Annotated in this window: 15 protein-coding genes; 7 read left to right on the top strand and 8 right to left on the bottom strand. The window is 46.4% G+C overall.

Features of this window, described 5'->3' with window-relative positions; genetic code table 11:
- Positions 1 to 442: 442 nt before the first annotated feature.
- Together U1I11_RS11320 and U1I11_RS11315 are read right to left on the bottom strand one after the other, a co-directional pair.
- A complete protein-coding gene (locus tag U1I11_RS11320; RefSeq protein ID WP_322906239.1) occupies positions 443 to 1,468 on the bottom strand; it encodes an ROK family protein in 1,026 nt (341 codons plus the stop codon).
- Between the two features lie 358 nt (positions 1,469 to 1,826).
- The gene (locus U1I11_RS11315; protein WP_322906238.1) at positions 1,827 to 3,131 is read right to left on the bottom strand and encodes an ROK family transcriptional regulator; all 1,305 of its coding nucleotides are present in this window, start codon (positions 3,129 to 3,131) and stop codon (positions 1,827 to 1,829) included.
- Positions 3,132 to 3,750: 619 nt separating this feature from the next.
- On the opposite strand from U1I11_RS11315, the gene U1I11_RS11310 reads away from it, so the two are divergent.
- Positions 3,751 to 4,287 (top strand): cupin domain-containing protein, encoded by a 537-nt coding sequence (locus U1I11_RS11310; protein ID WP_322906237.1) that lies wholly within the window; start codon positions 3,751 to 3,753, stop codon positions 4,285 to 4,287.
- A 210-nt stretch (positions 4,288 to 4,497) separates the two neighbouring features.
- Here the strand turns inward: U1I11_RS11310 and U1I11_RS11305 are convergent, their stop codons facing one another.
- Positions 4,498 to 6,579: a methyl-accepting chemotaxis protein gene (locus U1I11_RS11305; RefSeq protein ID WP_322906236.1), complete on the bottom strand. Its 2,082-nt coding sequence runs from the start codon at positions 6,577 to 6,579 to the stop codon at positions 4,498 to 4,500.
- Between the two features lie 391 nt (positions 6,580 to 6,970).
- Between U1I11_RS11305 and U1I11_RS11300 the strand changes: the two genes are divergently transcribed.
- Positions 6,971 to 7,153, top strand: coding sequence for a hypothetical protein (locus U1I11_RS11300; protein ID WP_322906235.1), 183 nt, complete (start codon positions 6,971 to 6,973; stop codon positions 7,151 to 7,153).
- A gap of 931 nt (positions 7,154 to 8,084) precedes the next feature.
- Here U1I11_RS11300 and U1I11_RS11295 read toward each other — a convergent pair.
- The 3 genes from U1I11_RS11295 to U1I11_RS11285 form a co-directional block, all read right to left on the bottom strand.
- On the bottom strand, positions 8,085 to 8,975 hold the full coding sequence (locus tag U1I11_RS11295; RefSeq protein ID WP_322906234.1) for a serine/threonine protein kinase: 891 nt from the start codon (positions 8,973 to 8,975) through the stop codon (positions 8,085 to 8,087).
- A 613-nt stretch (positions 8,976 to 9,588) separates the two neighbouring features.
- The gene (locus U1I11_RS11290; protein ID WP_322906233.1) at positions 9,589 to 10,614 is read right to left on the bottom strand and encodes a GTPase; all 1,026 of its coding nucleotides are present in this window, start codon (positions 10,612 to 10,614) and stop codon (positions 9,589 to 9,591) included.
- Positions 10,615 to 11,047: 433 nt separating this feature from the next.
- Positions 11,048 to 12,082, bottom strand: a complete 1,035-nt coding sequence (locus tag U1I11_RS11285) for a zinc-binding alcohol dehydrogenase family protein (RefSeq protein ID WP_322906232.1) — start codon at positions 12,080 to 12,082, stop codon at positions 11,048 to 11,050.
- Between the two features lie 503 nt (positions 12,083 to 12,585).
- On the opposite strand from U1I11_RS11285, the gene U1I11_RS11280 reads away from it, so the two are divergent.
- From U1I11_RS11280 to U1I11_RS11260, 5 genes are all read left to right on the top strand, one after another.
- Positions 12,586 to 13,470 carry a sugar phosphate isomerase/epimerase family protein gene (locus U1I11_RS11280; protein WP_322906231.1) on the top strand — a complete coding sequence of 295 codons (885 nt, stop codon included), beginning with the start codon at positions 12,586 to 12,588 and terminating at the stop codon, positions 13,468 to 13,470.
- Positions 13,470 to 14,693: a Gfo/Idh/MocA family protein gene (locus U1I11_RS11275; RefSeq protein WP_322906230.1), complete on the top strand. Its 1,224-nt coding sequence runs from the start codon at positions 13,470 to 13,472 to the stop codon at positions 14,691 to 14,693. The genes U1I11_RS11280 and U1I11_RS11275 overlap by 1 nt, the downstream gene beginning before the upstream one ends.
- Before the next feature lie 266 nt (positions 14,694 to 14,959).
- Positions 14,960 to 16,102: a Gfo/Idh/MocA family protein gene (locus U1I11_RS11270; protein WP_322906229.1), complete on the top strand. Its 1,143-nt coding sequence runs from the start codon at positions 14,960 to 14,962 to the stop codon at positions 16,100 to 16,102.
- A gap of 396 nt (positions 16,103 to 16,498) precedes the next feature.
- Positions 16,499 to 17,362: a helix-turn-helix transcriptional regulator gene (locus U1I11_RS11265; RefSeq protein ID WP_322906228.1), complete on the top strand. Its 864-nt coding sequence runs from the start codon at positions 16,499 to 16,501 to the stop codon at positions 17,360 to 17,362.
- 264 nt (positions 17,363 to 17,626) lie between these two features.
- Complete coding sequence (locus U1I11_RS11260) at positions 17,627 to 18,058, top strand: BLB8/JUQZ-1 family protein (protein WP_322906227.1); 432 nt, start codon at positions 17,627 to 17,629, stop codon at positions 18,056 to 18,058.
- A 66-nt stretch (positions 18,059 to 18,124) separates the two neighbouring features.
- On the opposite strand, the gene U1I11_RS11255 is transcribed toward U1I11_RS11260, so the two are convergent.
- Together U1I11_RS11255 and U1I11_RS11250 are read right to left on the bottom strand one after the other, a co-directional pair.
- Positions 18,125 to 19,237 (bottom strand): DUF4179 domain-containing protein, encoded by a 1,113-nt coding sequence (locus U1I11_RS11255; protein ID WP_322906226.1) that lies wholly within the window; start codon positions 19,235 to 19,237, stop codon positions 18,125 to 18,127.
- On the bottom strand, positions 19,221 to 19,775 hold the full coding sequence (locus U1I11_RS11250) for an RNA polymerase sigma factor (RefSeq protein ID WP_322906225.1): 555 nt from the start codon (positions 19,773 to 19,775) through the stop codon (positions 19,221 to 19,223). The genes U1I11_RS11255 and U1I11_RS11250 overlap by 17 nt, the downstream gene beginning before the upstream one ends.
- Positions 19,776 to 20,063 lie beyond the last annotated feature (288 nt).

Raw genomic sequence — 20,063 nt, 5'->3', positions numbered from 1 at the left:
AAACAAGAGGTGGCGAACTGTGTTAGTCATATGGTTCGCTTCTATGCCTCATCAGCTTCGGAACGCGCCGTTCGTTTCGTTTTATTCTCCAGGTGCCAGGGGATTCCAGCCCTATAGTACCTCGACCGAGTTAAATGTTAATTTTGATTGTTTGCTGAAATCCTGATTAATAAGACCTTAAAACAGATTCAACACTCAAATTAATCTCGGTCAAGCTACTAGTTATATACAGTATGGTTATGGAGCATGTTCTATGGTGTTGTGTTAAATGTATGAATGTACACTCTAAAGCATATACGCAAAAGACAAACAAGTTGCTGAGCAACTGATACTTCATAGTCCGCCAGTAAACACGTTATTTTCGGGTACTGGCATAGCTTGATGCTCGCTTATCGTTCGCTCGGCTTAGCCGCTACCGCTGCGCGTGAAGCATGAATATTGTTCAGCGTTTAGCCAGAGTGTGCAACTGCAACGTGTGCAATACGCCATAAATCGCACCGAGTGCCCCCGCTTCATTACCGAGCAATGCGGGCACAAGCTGGGCTTCAATCGGTGTAAACTGTCCTACCCTTCGTTTTAGTTCACTCATATAATAGCCGGATTCCGACACACCGCCACCGACGACGATTCGCTCTGGATTTAGCAGCGAAATGATATTGGCTAGCCCTGCTGCCATATAACCGAGCGGCGCTTGCATAATCGCCTGTGCATCGGCATCACCAGCGGCAGCCAGTTGCAGCACATGTACCGCTTGTACCTGCTCCAAACTGCCTGCTTGAGCGATGAGATGCGCGCCTGACTGCCCTTCATGTTGACGCAACCAACGCCGTGCGTGTTCACCGATGCCGGTTCCGGAAGCGAGCGATTCATAGCGTCCAAATTCCACACTGCTAATTGTACCGCTTGTTTCCTCTGGCTGATAATCGACGACAAAATAAGAAATTTCCCCTGCGGTATAACTAGCACCACGATGCAGCTCCCCATTTAGAATCATCGCCCCGCCAACGCCTGTACCGATCGTTACCATTACCATCTGCGTGCTACCTGCACCTGCCCCTTGCCAGCACTCGCCCAATGCCGCCATATTCACATCATTATCGAGATAAAGGGCGCCGCTATAATGCGGACGAATCAGCTCCAGCAGATTGGCTCCGTCAAGCGGCAATGCAGGCACATGATGAATGATGCCTGTTGCCGTATTGACCGCCCCCGGAAAGCCGATCCCAATCCCGTTCAGACGATCGCGTACCAAACCCGCTTCATGCAGCACCTCATCCAGCTGTGCAAATACCGCTGCAACAAAGGCTTCCGCTTGCTCTGTTTGCACGGTCGGTTTTTTGCTGCGCGCAATAACTTGCCCGCTGCTGTCTGTAATTAAAATTAATGTTTTGGTGCCTCCGATATCGATGCCTGCTATATAGCCGGAACCGGAAAAACCGGTGATCAGTTGTGCTGTCGATTGCTTCATTGTCATACTCCTCCTTGATTGAGATCAACCTATCATTTGCCTGCTGCTAGCTTGTCTCCATTGAATTTATAGTCTGTCTAGCTTATGTTCGCTTCAGCATGAACAAGTTTACATACGTTCAAACCTGCTTTTCCATTGAGACCATCTACTAATGCACATGAGTTTAAGCTTGCCTGTTTCTGAACTTTTAAGACAATCTACGAGCATTAGCGTTGTCATCATGTAGCCGCGATATGAACGAGTAACGCCGATGCGTTAGATTGGTGCGTTAGATTGGAACGAGCTATCGTCATCTTAATCGGGTCATCCGGCATATGAATGAGTAACGCCAATGCGGTAGCGGTCATTTACAATCGTTCTACTCTCTCCCACCAATCACCAGCATCTGCTCGCGAATATAACGGAAAGAGCGCTGCACACCTGCCCATGCTGCTCCGCGCATAATTGCACTTTCATCACGTTCATCCAGCATGGAAGCGCTAAGCTGTGGCATAACAGGCACGAGCGTCGGCAATGCTTCCTGCACGAGCGGCAGAAACAGTTCTGCCGCTTGCCCGATCTGCCCACCTAGCACAATCCGCTCCGGTGCGAGTAGAGCAACTAGCTGTGCTAACGGTAAAATCAAGCGCTCGGCATAGCGCCCCATAATGTGCAGTGCGAGCGGATGATTTGCTTGCGCTGCTTGTAACAACTGCGCGACCGACCACTCCGCTGCCGTATGATGATCAGTATGCGGAGCGACATCATGCTGTAACGCCTCATGCAGCAATTCGCGCAACCCAGCATTGCCGATATAATGCTCCAATCGTTGATCATCCGTGCTTAGTGCGCTTAGTGTACTTAGTGTACTTTGCTCATATAAAGCGATATCATGCTTTGCTTGCCCAGCACCGCTATGATGTTGCCGCAAACGCAGCACCGCTTGTCCCCATTCTCCGGCAGCACCTGCCAGACCGCGATAAATCCGCCCTTCGATGACGATGCCCATACCGACCCCTTCACCGAGCGAAATGTACACAAAGCTGGAAGCGCCTGCACCATTTCCATATTCCTGCTCGGCAACTGCCGCCAAATTAACATCATTATCAAGCAGCACCTCAACACCGAGCAAACGGCTTAATTCTGTGCCGGAAAGTAGCTTCCCATAACGCTCCAACTGTGGCAGCCATGTTTGCACATATCCGGTTTGCGGATCGACGACTGCTGGAATGCCTGCACTAACAAAACGAATCGGCATTGCCGCAGACGAATGCGCAGCCATAATCTCCTGTAAACGCTGCTGCAATTGCAGTTCCGCATCAGCTGCATCTTCCAGCTGTGCCCATGCGATCCACCCTATACGGCGTATATTTCCTAACAGATCAGTGATACCAATCTCGATTCCGTCCGCTCCGATAGCGAGCAACAAAACATGAAACACCCGTGGATTAAATTGCAATACTTGTCCTTTGCGTCCTTGCTGGTTCGTAGCCTGCCCGGTCTCCATTACTAGCCGATGGTGCAACAAATGATACACTGCCGACGATACAGTCGGCTTGCTTAGACCGGTACGGCGGCTAATCTCAGCACGTGATAATCCAGGTTCCTGCACGAGCAACTCCAAAATCAAATATTCATTAAAATGACGGATCATCTGCGGATTTCCGATAGATGTTAGCATCATGTCTCCTTTGCATCAAGAGATTTAGTAAATCTCCTTTACTAATTGAATTGAAATTAGTATACGTCCGCATGTAAATCGTGTCTATCATTATTTGATCATAATGTATCCAATTGGACTCGTACAACACGAATCGATCAATAGTGACAATTACAGCGCTCGTTTGCAACCTATGTGTACGAATCCCAATCACCGAGCTGTTGACCCAAGACGAGCTCGGTCAATTGATCGACCTGTGCTGCCTAACGGTCAATCGCCTGCTGCGCGCCCAGACCAAACAGCAACAGGACAGCCAGTAGACGGCTGTCCTGTTGCTGCTGTACTATTTCAACTTGCAGTGTATAGTGTATTGCTTTGCACAGTATATATTTGATCTGTACAAGCACATGTATACAAACATAACCTATTCGGACATCAATTACTGCGATATGGAATAAGGGCACAGGGGTTATGATATCAGAAAAACGATATCAGAAAAGTTAGTACAGGCAATATATCGATCTAAACGTACACGTTTGCTACATATGATCGATCACACGCTTATTGTCCATCACACTGATTCACTTACACCGTACAGGTTATCGTATACATAATGACCATAACGCCATTTTAAGGAGGAACGATGATGAAACCATCCCCATCCTGCTCCATCCACACGTATTCATTTACCGATGACGGCAAAATTCCGAATCATTCAATATTGCCTGTGATCCTGTATAGCGGTGCATTAGCAGAAACACCCGATACGATGGAAGCTTTATTCAACTACAACGGTTGGCGCAATAGCTGGACGAACGGTGTGTTTGATTATCATCATTACCATAGCAATGCACATGAAGTGCTGGGCGTCATTAGCGGCACTGTTACACTGCAGCTTGGCGGTGAGCACGGCGATATCGTCACACTCCATACCGGCGATATCATCGTACTGCCAGCAGGCACCGGGCATTGTCGTTTGGAGGCAAGCGCTGATTTTCGTATCGTCGGTGCCTATCCACAAGGCATGTCCTACAATGTGCGCACTGGCAAACCCGGTGAACATGAACAAGCGCTCAAAGAAATCCCCCATGTGCCTGTACCTGCTACCGACCCGATATTTGGTAAATATGGGCCATTGCTAGAACATTGGGCAGGGCATTCGATCCGTCATCCACATTAATCCCGCTGCTTTGGCTGTGTGACGATGTTTACAAACTGTGCATCTATACGATCAGGAACATAATTTACAGTCGTATGTCTCCAACAAATAGCGGGTAGATTGAGCTGAAATGATTTATCAATCAGGCAATTATAAGCTGCCGCTATGTTGAATGAAGGCGAGCAAAACTACGGTTATGTTTGCCGTTTACGGATCAGCAGCAAGCTTGCCTTAAAATTTAAAATGGTCGACCAGCGTGCTCAGTCGCTCCGCACTATCACTCGTCTTGCGCACTTCTTCCGTCACCTCGGTGGCATGCTGCATAATGCGCTGTGCTTCTGCGGCAATTTCTTCAGTATTGTCCGCAGATTCGTTATTGGAGAGGGCAATTTCATGAATCGCCTGCGCCAAATTTTGTACGGATGCGCTGAGCTGCTGACTGGTTGCGCTAAATTCGCTCACCATTTTATCGATATCGCCGGCATCTTGAATATAGTTCTCACTCGTTTCTCTCATCATGCCATAATCGGCGGCAATCTCACCGGTTAACAATGCCATCAGACGCGAGCTGTACTGCTGCAAACTGCCGACCGATTCGACAACTTCGCTAGCGATCTGCTGAATCTGATTCACCGTCTCACGCGAAGCATCTGCGAGCAGACGAATTTCGCTTGCTACGACCGAGAATCCTTTCCCAGCTTCACCTGCACGCGCTGCTTCGATTGAAGCGTTTAGCGCCAGCAGATTCGTTTGCTTCGTAATTTGCAAAATGGAATCGCTAAGCGCTTGGATCATCTCCACTGAACGCGATTTTGCCATCGCCTCATCCAGCCCTGTTTTGATTTCATAATAAGACTTGCTCGTGATCGCAATCGAATCTTCCAGACGCTGCTTCAATGTGCCAGCACGTTCGTTAATCGCTGTCGCACGTTCGGCACCCTGGTGCGCACCGCTGGCAATCGTATCAATCGCCGTCTCAAATTCACGCGTTGAAGCGCTAATTTCCTGTGCAGATGCAGCGGTCTGTTCCATGCCTGCCGACATATTTTGCGTCGTTGCCGAGACGTTTTTGATATGTGTTGCCGTATCGCGGAACGTTTCGTTTGTCCGATGGTTAATCGCCCGCAATGTGCGCACTTCTTCAGCTACACGGTAGATCATATCGCGAGTCGTCGTTTGCATCTTCGCTAGCGTACGGACAAGTTGACCGGTTTCGCCGCTCATCCGTTGGTATTTTTCCGGCAACTCATTCGAGTAATCGCCTTGTGCCATCTGCTCCAATTGTGTCGAGACGAGCTGGACTGGACGAATAATGTTGCGTACGATCAGGAACAAAATAAGCAGCGCTACAATCAGACTAATTACCGTAATGAGCACCATTAAACCGATCATGCTTTTGACACGATCCATATAAACGCTAATCGGCTGCATCGTAACGATATCCAGTCCGATCTGATCATCCTTTTGAAAAGAGGCGATATAACGTACACCATCCAGCGTAATCAAGCCGCTGCCGGATTCACTGGTTTGCATCTGCTTATACATGCCTCCCGTATCCAGCTTGGCAAAATTCACCTTCATAATCTGAGCGGCATTTGAAGAAGCGACCACATCACCGGATTTATTCAGCACAAGCGTGTTCAGCAGATCATTCTGACTATGTTGTACAACTTCTTTGAGCAATACATTTACACTAAGCGGCATCCCAAAAATATCGGGCTCACCGTCTGTACTCGTTTTTGCCGCTGGTGTATCTTCCATATTGCCACCGACGACATCACCCACTACGATTACCGGCTGACCGGATACCGGCGAGGTCATAATATCGCTAATGAATGGGCCTGGCTGCTTTTGCACAAGCGGATACCACGGATCGGTACTCGCCTGCAAAACATGATTTTGCGACTTGCCGCCAATGCCATCCATATAGATTTTACCGGCATGGGTAAAAAATATATTTTCATACAGACCGTTTGCTTCCTGAAGTTTGTCCGTAAGATTATCTTGAATACGCTCGAATTGCGCCTGATTCGTCGTGCCGTTCTTATTTAGATTGTTAAAATAATCGACCACATATGGGTCTTCCACCATCGCATCGGCTGCCGTCTGTTTCGCACGCACAATAATGCCTAATTCCTTTACCTTTTCCTCTACGATACTATTTAGCGACTGAATCGTCACTTGTTCATACGAACGGCTCACATTATAACCAACAATTCCCATCGCAATCAGCATCGGTACAATAATACATACCGCCGCAATACCGAGAATGCGGACAAAAAGGCTGCCCGTCCATTGTTTAAATTGTTTCATGAATGTCCTGTCTCCCTGTGTTCAAAAATGTATGCAATCCGTCGCTATGTCATAATGAAACGATCGCTTTCCCTCTGTTCAAAATGGTGCCAATGTACTTAATGAATATCATTGTAGGACTTATTACATTTATATATATAGTTCTTTATAATTACCTACGAGAATATATCACAAATTTCGACAATTGAATCAAGATTTTTAACAAATTTATGAAAAAAATTTAAAAATGTGTGAAATACATTCATTTAAAAATCATATTTGGACGCAAAAACAAACTGTTATTATGTACATATCATCTGCAAATGATCCAAAAAGTATTAAATTTAAAGGAACCATACTGTGTAACTATCGTATATAGATCATAAGCTTAACTACAAGGAGGTTACGCGTTATGGGTTTGCTAAAAAGTATTATCAAACAGGTTATGAAGTCAAAGTCGTCACATGGACAGCATCGTCACCGTTCTTATAGCAGCAGTGATCGTTACCGTGGACATAAAGGACATGCTCACAACCAATACGGACATAGCCATTACAAACGTCATCGCAAAGGAAGTTCATATAGCAGCAGTTAAGAAATAGGAGCGCATAGTTCTTTATTGCATTTTCATTCAGTGGATTCATTCAGCGGGTACGTACGTTAGAATCGCTTCATCATGAACACGACGATGTAGTTGATATAGTTGATGTGAGTGTAGAACGATTCACTTCTGCTGACAACGTATTATGTCAATATATACGCAGTAAAAAAGACGGTCTACGCAACATGAAGTGCTGGCGCATCACCCTATACGGATGGCTGGCAGCATACGCATTTACGTATACGTCCAAGTCATTTGTCTCATTTCAAACCAAAGTTCGGATCGAGCACAATCTGGTTACGAATAAAGCTAAAGTGTGTGTTCAAACTGCTTTACAGATCGTTCGATCCGGGTAGTTTACGGCAGACTAAGCTGTACAGTGTCTTATTTCTGACCTTTGTGAACAATAAAATGATGCGTAGCATCGTTTGAAGACACCACCTAGTATAAACGATCCATCATCCATCAATTAACATGTAGGCGCACACATGTGATGAATGATAATGATCATCTTATGGCGAGCACTTTCATGCCGTATATACAATTCGATGCTAAATACAATGGAATATACGCAAAAGCCGCTTCTTTGGATGAAAGAAGCGGCTTTTATTTTATTTGGTTATGATGGCGTTATGTCTCGTTTAAACCTATTGTGTATCGATGTCTGTTTATAGCTGATTGGCTTGCCTGGCATCCGTGCGAGAGCGTGGATTGAAACTCTTTTACGCTAACTGAAGTTCAGGTGGCAGAAGTCGCTCTCCGAATGGGGATTGTTTCATTTTACAAACGATGTGCCGGATGTGGATGTGGCAGCTAGTACATTGACCGCACTAACTGCGAAGTTTACGCTCGTGTAGCATCGCGAAGTGAGCTGCACATATAGTTTCAGAAGATGGAAGCAAGCAATCATTACATACTAAGCTAGTCAATGTACTCGCATTGCGCCCACAACATGCTCTAGCGCTCGCCTTACTTCGGCTACATCGGTATAGGGCTGATCCACTTGCAGCAAACGGCGCAACAACAGGCGTGTATCTGGATGCAGCACAAGCTCACTTTCCCAGCCTGGCGTGTGCAATGGTATTTGTTCCGTCGCCGCTATCGGTAGCTGTCGACGCGCTCCTGCTGCTTCATCATAGCCGCTATACAACAAATACAACAGCAAATGCCCCATACTATAAAAGTCACTGCTAACATGCAGCGAGCGACGAATGATTTTCTCCTGCTCATCGCCGCTCACTAGTTCGTCCAATGTATGCACAAGCTCGCTCGGCTCGCTACGATGCCATGTCAAGCCAAAATCGATCAATTGCACATCGCCTTCATGCAGCAGCACATTAGACAAACTAATATCACGATGTACCCTATCGCGTCCATGCATGAACTCGACTAATTCCAGCAGTTGCAACATCAGTTGGAGCGATTGCGCTTCATTCCAGACCATCTGCTGCTGAAACAGCAGCTCACCGATGCTGCGTCCCTCCATATATTGCATGACGAGACAATGTTGCCTCCGATACAGAAACCGATCCAATAATGCCGGCATATGCGGATGCTGCAATGCGCTCATCGCGCTGCATTCACGCTCATAAATCAAACGGGCACGCTCGTCGCCGCCACGCAGTGGATGTACCCGTTTCAATACGACTATTTGATTGTTGTTGAGCACGTCTTCGCAACGATAGGTGACGCCATAGCTGCCGCTGCCTAGCGCGCCGACGATGCGGTAACGCTGCTGTATGATCGTGCCCGGTGTATAATATCGCTCCTGTAGCCAGCGGGTCATATGCCCTTTAGCGCGCTGTAATGCTCTCAATCGCTCCCGCCCTTCCGTTTGTGCTCATTTTCCGCTCATTGGGTGTATTTTTATTAGTAGTACGTTGACCGAGATTAATTTGAGTGTTGAATCTGTTTTAAGATCGCATCGATCAGCATTTCAGTACACGATCAAAATTAATATTGAACTTGGTCAACGTAGTAGTACTCTGGCTGCTTCAAATATATAGTTTAAAATCATGTAGCTTCCCGCTATAAAAAAGGCATACCGTAAATTCAAAGCCAATATTGAAAACAGTCAAGGCAGCAGTGCTTTTATTGGTAGTGCTCTCATTAGTGTTGCTTTTATTGCAATTGCTTCTATCGGCTTGTCCGTCTTTTATAGATGTAATTCGATATCGATATGATCCGACAAGTTGTTTTGGCGACGATCGTACTGCGAGCCGGATCATACACTATCTGTATACTCTACACAGTACGCAATGCAAAATGGTTATGCTGATCGAACCAAACAAGCTTGCTATTCAGCACGCTCGGATTCCGCAACTGTACAACTAACAACTAACAACTAACAACTAACAACTAACAACTAACAACTAACAACGTCATTTTACTTTATTTATTTTCTATTATTACTATTTTATCTTTTCTCCTTATTCCGGCAGCTTGTTTTTGTCGGGTTTGCTGCGGAATTTGCGGTACAAGCGGCTAATGCTGTCCGGTGTAACGTCGATGCCACGCTCATACGCGTATTTGACCGAATAACCGAGCGCCAATGTGACTGAGCCAGCGACCCCGGCAGCGGCAACGGAACCAGCGCCTGGAAACAGTTTGACGACTTGCGCGAATAGCGTTTTGCCCAGATTGCCAACGATGGAGGCGATTACGATCTCTTTGGCGGTTTCGCGGCTGATCGGGCGCTCATACAGTGTCGCCAAACGGGTAAGCAGACCGATCTGAATCGCGGTCAGCGGGATAATATCCGCGCCAGGAATCGGCGCAGCACCGATCGCTCCCGCCGAGGTGGCGGCGCCGATAATCCATTTGTTGGCGATGGACGATTTTTCTTTGATCGTGCGAGCGAACACGATATCCTTACTTTTTTTTTTGAGCAGATCGAGGATCGTATAGCGAAGCTGCTCGATATTCGTGCCTGTACGTGACGATACCGGAATAACGTCATAGCGGTCACCTGTCTCCTGCCGAATCCGGCGTACAAGGCGATCGATTTCATCGGCGGCATCGATTTTGTTCAGTACGATTACGATGCTGTTATTAATTTTCTCCAGCGCTTCCAGTGACCGCTTTTCCGCTTCAGAAAATACCGTACCCGCAGCATTAAGAAAAAACAGCACGACATCCGTCTGACGATAATAGTCCCGTGTGCGTGCAGAATTGCTTGTGTTCACATCGTTCAGTCCAGGCGTATCGATCAAAATAATTTTATCGCGATACGGATATTCCTTAATCTCTGTCGTCTCGCCCGGCTCTGCGCCTACACCTGCTACCTCATCACCGATAATACGGTTGATCGTGGACGATTTGCCTGCATTCACATCGCCAACAAGCGCGATCATAACACGCTCTTTCATCTGACGGTTAATCTCGTCCATTTCCTGATCAAATGACTGATCCGCCTGCCGCCGAATATCCGCTTTGAGCTGCTCATTTCTGTTCATCCACTGTTCCTCCATTCGCCTGGTCGCTATACCTATTGCCCAACCATTGCCTCATTCACGTTATGCCAGCTTTATCATACTATGCACTGTAGGCAAGCAAGACCGATTGTTACTCGTATCTTTTGGTCACTTGTGTACACGGTTACCTATTTTTACAGTGATTCCTAGCAAACGTCATTGACGCGTTTAGCCTCTGATTCGCTATTGAAACATACAGAACGGCATGTCAGTCATTACTTTTTTAATAACTGTTTTAATAACTGTTTTAATAATTAATCAGATGTTTACAGCTGTTTGGGCTTTGCCCTTGATGCGGTTATGACTTAACTTGGGCTTTAAACTAGTCATGCCAACAGCCGCACCCACATTCTCGGTTGCTGTAGGCAGCTTTTGCTTGTTCATCCATAGCTATTTGCATAGCCATTTGCCCAGCTTATGCCCAACCTTCCAGCACAAGCTTACCGATCATGCTGCCCGCTTCCAACTGGCGATGGGCTTCACGCAAATTTTCGGCATTGATCGGAGACAGACGTTCTGCCTCTGTACTATGAAAAACACCTTCATCCACGAGCGCAGCGACCTGCTGTAAAATGCGCTGCTGTTCTTGCATATCTGCGGTGCCGTATTTAGCACGAGTAAACATAAACTCCCATGCAAAAGATGCGCTTTTGTCTTTTAGCAAGCCGAGATCGACCGGATGCGACGTCTCCACAATCGAGCAAATACGCCCTTGTGGCGCGATCGCTTCCGCCATGCCTTGCCAGTGCGTATCCGTCTGATTCAGGCAAAAAATATAATCCACTTCACCGATGCCCAGCTCTTGCAGCTGTGGCAGCAGCGGCTGATGGTGATTGATCACATGCTGCGTGCCGTGCGCAAGCGTCCATTCTTCCGTTTCCGCACGTGAAGCCGTGCCGACTACGGTTAGCCCGGCATGGCGTGCGATCTGGGTAGCGATCGAGCCGACACCGCCAGCGGCGTTAATGATCAGAATCGTTTTGCCCGCATTTGTCGCTGGATCATGAGCAATACCGAGCCGCTCATAGATGCCTTCCCATGCCGTTATTGCAGTCAAAGGCAATGCAGCAGCAGCGGCAAAATCAATACTGGACGGCTTATGTGCAGCGATCCGACTATCGACGACATGATACTGACTGTTCCCACCTGCGCGTGTCACACTGCCTGCATAATACACTTCATCACCCGGTTGAAAACCTTCCACCTGCTCACCGACCGCTTCCACAACACCGGCAACGTCCCAGCCGAGAATGCGCGGTTCTGGCTCCACTTTACTTTTGGGCGCGCGCAGCTTTGTATCGACTGGATTAACCGAGATCGCTTCGACTCGAACGAGCAGATCATAACCGTTGGCAGTTGGCATCGGTACGGTCACATCCTGTAAACTATCAGGCTGATCAATCGGTAAATAACGGGTTAAACCTACCGCTTTCATTAATGTCTGTGTCATCGGAATGCCCTCCTCTGGCAGAAGCTTATTTTTTGTTGTTTGCTTATTGCTCGTACGATGATTGATTTATTGCTTGTTTGCTTGTTTGCTTGTTTGCTTGTTTGGAATGATACGTGCAGTAAGTCGTTTGGATGCATAAACAAAAAAACAAAAATTTGGCGTGTTGCATAAAACGAATTCCATTTGTACACGTACTGCCATCCGACAGTCCCTTTACGATTAATACCCGTTTTCGGAGGATCGCATAACAAATGTTACTGACGCTGTATACGTTATAAATATGAAAATGAATCGACTTTACTGCCTAATCACCACTCATTCGCCGTTTATACGTATAGCGTAGCAATGTTCGCTCCAATTTTAAATTATCTGCGGTTGCGGCATTTGCACTGCGGCTTATCTGTCGTTCATTCATTTCTGTAAACGCTTGCATAAAGGGGATGTCATCATGCTACAATGCCATTGTTTCCAGCGAAAATGTTCACTCAAGGAGATGAACCGACATGATTCGATTATCGGTATTTACGGTCTGTACACCTGACCTGACACCAGAGCAGTTAATCCAGTCTGCCCGTGACGCAGGCATTGACGGTATAGAGTGGCGCTATGCTGCAATCCCCGCCGATGCGCAAGACGAAGCGCCTTCCTTTTGGCGGCATAACCGTTGTTCGATCGCACCGGGCAGCGCTGCGGATGAGCTGACACAGCTGCGCGCGCACTGTAACGAGTACGGGATACAGCCGATTGCGCTCGTTCCGTATTTAAAATGTGGCGATCTGGACGCCGCCCAGCAAGCATTTGCCGCCGGAGCACAGCTTGGCGTACAAATGCTGCGTGTAGGCGTGCCTAGTTATGATGGCACACGTCATATCGATGAGCTGCAACAAGAAGCGGTGCGCTATTTGCACGCCATTCAGGATATGGCAGCTTCCTACGGCATCAAGGCGCTGATCGAAACACATCACGGTACGATTGCACCGAGTGCATCGCTAGCATTGCGGTTAGTGGATGGCTTAAATCCGCAGCATGTGGGCGTACTGTACGATCCGGGCAATATGGTACACGAAGGCTTTGAACATTACCGAATGGGCATTGAATTACTCGGTCCATACATCGCCCATGTCCATGTCAAAAATGCCGCCTGGCAGCAGCAAAATGTACAATGGCGCTGCGAATGGGCACCACTGCATGCAGGCATCGTGCCGTGGGAACATATTCTACGCATTTTGCTCGCTAATGGCTATGACGGTTATATCGGTATCGAAGATTTTAGCGGGCAACTTGCTAGTAACGATATGCTACAGCAATTTGCCGATACGTTCCGCCCGTTAATCTCCTCATCTGCATCGTTAACATCCTCATCTACACAATTGGAGGCGAATTCATAATGAGTCCTGATCTGGCAGCTACATCCACTAGTACTAATTCTCCCGCCACCGTTCGCGTCGGCGTGATCGGCATCGGCAATATGGGCAGCTCTCATGCCCGCACACTGTTATCCGGTGCGATACCAGGTGCCGAGTTAACCGCCGTGTGCGATATTCGCGAATCGATGCGGCAATGGACAGCCGAACAGCTGTCGCCAACGGTCACATTTTGGAACGATTCGGAGCAAATGATCCAGTCTGGCACAATTGATGCGGTCATCCTCGCTACCCCGCACGATGATCATGCACGGCAGGCGATCATTGCATTTCAGCATGGTCTGCATGTGCTGGTGGAGAAGCCTGCTGGCGTTAGCACCGCTCAAGTACGGCAAATGAATGATGCTGCCGCCGCTGCATCGGATAGCGTATTTGCGATTATGTACAATCAGCGCACCAATCCGGTCTATCGCAAACTGCGCGAGCTGATTCAATCCGGTGAACTGGGCGAATTGCGCCGGATGAATTGGATTATTACGAGCTGGTATCGATCGCAAAGCTATTATAATTCCGGCGGCTGGCGCGCGACATGGGCAGGCGAAGGCGGCGGTGTACTGATCAACCAATGCCCGCATCAGCTCGATTTGCTGCAATGGACGACCGGGATGATGCCGGAGCGCATCCGTGCCTTTTGCCGTTTCGGGCATTATCGTAAGATTGAGGTCGAAGACGATGTGACCGCTTATGCAGAATATGCTAATGGTGCTAGCGCGGTATTTATTACGACGACTGGCGAAGCGCCAGGTACGAACCGCTTGGAAATGACCGGCGATCGCGGCAAAGTCGTCATTGAACACGATCGGCTGACGTTTTGGCGACTGCGCGAATCCGAGCCGGAGTTCAACAGCCACTATACCGGCAAATTTGGCAGCCCGGAATGTTGGCAATGTGATATTCCGATCGAAGGTGAAGAAACCGGACATCCGGGCATTATGCGCAACTGGATTGACGCGATCCGTTACGGTACACCGCTGTTATCGCCGGGTGAAGAAGGCATTTACGGGCTAACATTATCCAATGCGATGCTGTTATCTACGTGGACGGATAGCTGGGTACATTTGCCGCTAGATGAGCAGCAGTTTACCGCCGAGCTAGAGCAGCGTCGTCAACAATCGGTATATCAGCCAGGCAGCACCGTCGATAATGAGCAGGATGTGCCTGCCGATCTGAGCGGGACGTTTAAATAGATAGCAACATAGCTGCATATTGGTGCGCAAATTGAGCGGAAGTAACATAGTTTGTCTGTATGCCTTCATCCATTGACCGCTTGAAAAATCAGTTTGTAATTACTGCTCATTCGCTGATAGCTAAAACAGCAACGCGACTGCAAAACGCCAATGAATCAGCACTTCTAAAATCATAACATGTAATGCAGAGCGATTGTTCACTCCACTAATGCACTAATAAAACGCGAATAAGCCGATATTTTATCATCTAAAAAGGATGTGTCCCTATGAGCAAGGATGGCATGTTTTATGTACCGGAAAGTAATTATCAACCTGAACGAGTGTGTGCGCCAGGACAATTTGTATTTGCGGCGGTCGCACTAGATCATGGGCATATTTATGGTATGTGCGCTGGGCTCGCTGAAGCTGGTGGTACGCTCAAATGGATTTATGATCCCGTGCCCGAGCGCGCACAAGCGCTGCAAAATAAACATCCTGAAGCACAGCTTGCCCCTTCGCTGGAAGCGGTATTAGGCGACGATACCGTGCAGCTCGTTGCCGCCGCAGCGATCACCAATGAACGCGGCCCGCTCGGGGTGCGTGTGATGCAGGCGGGCAAAGATTATTTTACCGATAAAGCACCGTTCACAACGCTTGCACAGCTTGCCGAGGCACGCGCCGTAGCCGCGCAAACCGGCAAAAAATATATGGTCTATTACAGCGAACGACTGCATGTAGAAAGCGCCATCTATGCCGGGCAACTGATCGAGCAAGGCGCGATCGGCAAAGTAGTGCAGGTGATGGGCACAGGCCCGCATTTGCTAGCAGCGCATCGCCGTCCAGACTGGTTTTTCAATCGGCAGCAGTATGGTGGCATTTTATGCGATATCGGCAGTCACCAAATCGAGCAATTTCTTACATTTACCGGTTCCAATGATGCGACGATCAACTATAGCCGGGTCGCCAACTTTAATCAACCACAGTATCCTGAACTAGAAGATTTTGGCGAAATTTCACTAACTGGCAGCAGCGGCTCCTCCGGTTATGTGCGGGTTGACTGGTTTACACCGAATGGACTGGGCACATGGGGTGACGGACGCATGGTCATTTTGGGTACGGACGGTTATATTGAGCTACGTAAATATATCGATATCGCGCGCGATCCTGCCAAAGACCATGTGTATCTCGTCAATCATGAAGGCGAATACCATTTTGGCGTGTCCGGCAAAATCGGCTATCCCTTTTTCGGTCAACTGATCCGCGACGTGTTGGAGCGGACGGAAACAGCGATGACGCAGGAACACGCCTTTAAAGCTGCCGAGCTATGTCTGCTTGCTCAGCAACAAGCTTGGAATCGAGCGGAAGGATTAGCCGGTTTCCGCGCTGGTCATACGGTGTCTGCACAGACAACTTCATCACCGCTACGCTAAGTTCATTTGCACATATTGGGCATGTAATATATGGATCGGAACATACAAATGGGCAGTAAACTCGCTTTTCCGATGCTGCCAAATCAATATCGTTTGAGTGGAAAATATAATCCGAAGCTGCCATAGTAGGCTGTCTCAAGTGGACATCAATTTTGAACGTATGTGTGCATATTTATGATCAAGCGATAATTAGATCGACACACTATACATTTAACTAAGGCAAGCTAACCATGTTATCTATTGAGTTCAAATGAGTTCAAAAACTGCCTATACTGCCCCTATAGTATACAGCACGTAAAATTATGATTCGAATCGCTCAAAAGCGCGCCATTCTCCATCCGCACATGCTAAAATGGACACAACCTTGTAAACGTTATCACGAGGAGGTGTCGTCCTATGCCGCACAATTTGCGGATGGAGCATGCCGTGAGCTATGTATACCGTCAAGATCAAAGCTTTCAGTCGATTGCCGTAGACGGATTTCATTCGCATTTGCATTATGAAATTTATTATTTTCATGAAGGTATTTGTACGTATATTGTTGGGGAGCATATTTACCATTTACGTCCAGGCGATGTGTTGCTTATGCATGGACGCACATTGCATCGTCCGCATCCACAGCCTGGCTATCCGTATATTCGTTCCACACTGCATTTTGATCCGGCGTTGGTGGAACGGTATGTGCAACCTGCTCATATTCATGCGTTGTTGGAGCCGTTCGAGCAGACTGGCGGCTACCGTTTGTCACTTGGCATCCAGGAGCGCAGCGACCTGGAAGTGCTGCTGGAACAGTTGCACCGGCTACCGATTGGGCACGATGGCAAAGTGCCGCTTACGGTTATGATGAAGCTGTGCGATGTGCTGGCGCTGCTGGCAAGCTGCTGTGCACAAGCGCAAACGCCGGTGATGCAGGAAGGCAAAGAGCAGTATGCGCACGATATTCTCGATTATATCGAGCAGCATTATATGGACGATATTACGCTAGAGCAGATTGCCGACCATTTGCACCTGTCACGTTCCTATGCGGCTTCACTGTTCAAAACATGGACAGGCATGACCATTTTTAAATATTTATACCATCGGCGGATCAGTCAGGCGAAGCTGCTGCTGCAATACCAGCACAAATTGCCAATTAGCGAAATTAGCCGTATTTCCGGCTTTAAGCAGCCCGCTCATTTTAGCCGGATGTTTAAAGAGGAAACCGGGGTTACTCCTGAGATGTATCGTGCGCGTGTGATGAATGATGGGTTAGATCGTTGATAGGTGCAGTTGGAGTGGAGTTATCATACAATGAACGGCGACAGGGATAGGTCTGTCGCCGTTTTTGTTGTGTGTTTCGCTCATAAATCTTTTATTATAAATATCATTTTTTGAAAAATATAAAATTTGGGGTAAATAGTATATTTTATATATTTTTATTTCATAAATTATAATTTTGAAAATATTACCTTAAAAGAATGTATTTAGTTAGCAATGAAGAATACATATACTTGTATCACAAACAAATAAGAGGAGTTGTAGTAAATGAAAAAAGTATTACTAGCCGTATCAGCTTCAGCATTAGCTTTATCTTTAGCAGGAGTAACTGTAATAGCTTCACCAAGTAAAGCAAGCGCCTATACCGCAGAAGCAGCAGCAGAAAATGCAACAATCAAGATTACATATGTTCCTGCTGCTGTAACTGGACTTCCCCCAGCAGCCCAACCATCTCTTGGTGGTATCAATGCTCAAGCACAAAATATTACATTAAAAGGCATTGGCAGCAAATATGTGATGACAAACGGCAGCAAATATGTGATGACAAACGGCAGCAACTGGCTGATTTGGTCAGGCAGTGATGTAGTCAAATTGTCCGGTGCTACCATCACTACGATTGGTTATGGAGATGCTACTGTATATGCCTATAAAGGGAATGGACAATTGTTGGGCGCCTATTATATCTCTGTAATACGGTAAGAAATTTAAATTTTCAACGATAATTAACAAAAAGAGAAGGAACCTATCGTTCCTTCTCTTTTTGCTTTATTTCACATGTATCGTAGTTTCCAACTGAGGAATATAATTCACTTTTATATTTCCATCAGCATCAAGCAAATATTTATTCGTATGATCCTGATATAAATACGTAAACGGTTTGATCGTGATCGACTTTGGTACTTTAGTGAAAGGTTCGAATTTGGTATCGGTAATGAACGTATTGCCATTGTCGGCATTCCAACCGTTCGCATAAATAACCCCTACTTTTTTGCCTGCATCATCTACTAATTCATAACCAAAATTCTTTTTGACATTCGTTGCATTTGAGGGAATTGTCACTTCAGTTGTTATGTTGGTCGTAATCGGTGTCATCTCGATTTTGTTAACTTTAAATGCTATGCCATTATAATCTTTGCGCATAGCAGGTTCTAGTACTACCGTATCGCTCGTATTCAATTGCACTGGCACGTCCAATTTGAAACTTTGTTGAATCCCTTTCACACTCAAATCAACGGTAGCATTGAAATGGTTAGGGAATGAAGCACCCCCTTGATTTTTCAAATCTCCAAATTCCAAAATTAATGAATCCGGATTAGACGTAGGGAAGAAAAACATACCTACATTGTTGTCAGCAGCAGAAGCGTACGATTCGATATCTTTACCGTCGACTTTAACCGTTACATTTTGAACTTCACTTGCCAAATTGCGTCCAGCTTCGCTCTCGTTACTCTCGATCGCCACAGACACACGAGTTCCATCGTATGAAACAGCAGAAGCTTTTACAGTCAAGCCATCATGTGTGTCGCTAACATGTAAAGCATTGTACAATCCATCCCGATCTGCCACATTTAATCCGCTATCGTCAGCAAAATGAAATAAACTGTTCACAAGCGGAATTTTATTCAATGTTGCCGCTACTGCTGGTGATGCCATGCCAGCGCCAATAAGGATCGAAACCGCCGCAACAGATGCCCCCAGTGTGACTAATGTTTTAAACTTCCATGTTTCTCTAAATTTCGTAGGTATACGTTTGACTTGCTTATCGTTATGATCTAAATTTTTCATAATTCTGTCTGTTAAATCCACTTCAATCGGGTTTGCCAAAATCGATTTTTGTAGCTTGCTGATCGTTTGATCTGGATCAATACGAGTGTTCATATACATTAACCCCCTGCTTTTTTTGTTGGATTAGCTTTTTTTTGATACGTTCATAGCGTTTCCGTACCGTAGCTGCCCGTATATTTAAAATATAGGCGATCTCGTCATAGCTGTATTCTTCAAGCGATCGTAAAAGAATAATTTGCTTTTCTTCCTCTGTCAGCATGTCCAGGCATTCATATACATCATTCGCTGTAGATCGCTCACTTTGCTCAGACTGTTCTGTTTGGTAAAGTGATAATAGCTGGCTGTCTTTTTTTCTTTTTTTCAACACATCCATACAGCAATTTTGTGCAATTTTATAGAGCCAGGAAGAAAAAGAATGAGTATAGGCAAAACGATCAAGATACTTATATGCTTTCAAAAATGTCTCTTGTGCGGTATCTTCCGCTTCTTGCTGATTGCGCAGCATATAGTAGCAGTACAAAAAGATAGGTTTTTGAAATTGCTCGATAATTAATGCATACGCTTGTTTTTCCCCTTGTTTTACTTTTTCTAAAATCGGTTTTATATTTTCGTTTATTTGCTGTGAAGCCATATCTTAAACCTCCTTTTATACATATAACTTCAAAAAATAATAGTTTGTGACAATTGATGAATAAATTATACTATTCCTTTGATATTTATAATCTATTCGCTCTATGTATCCGTTTCATATGCCAACTTTACAAAGCGATAGGTGTGCATCTGTCAAATGGACAGGGAGAGAATACATTACAATATTTAAAAGTACATATCCACTTTTGCACAGTAAACGGTGCTCGCTTAATCGTACATACTGGGTAGATGATCGCTACTAGTTACCTCTAACATAAAACAAGTCTGT

Origin of the sequence: Paenibacillus campi, assembly GCF_034659835.1 — a bacterium.
Classification (GTDB): domain Bacteria; phylum Bacillota; class Bacilli; order Paenibacillales; family Paenibacillaceae; genus Saccharibacillus; species Saccharibacillus campi.
Note: the sequence above shows the minus strand (reverse complement) of the source record. Positions and strands in the feature narration are given on the sequence as shown.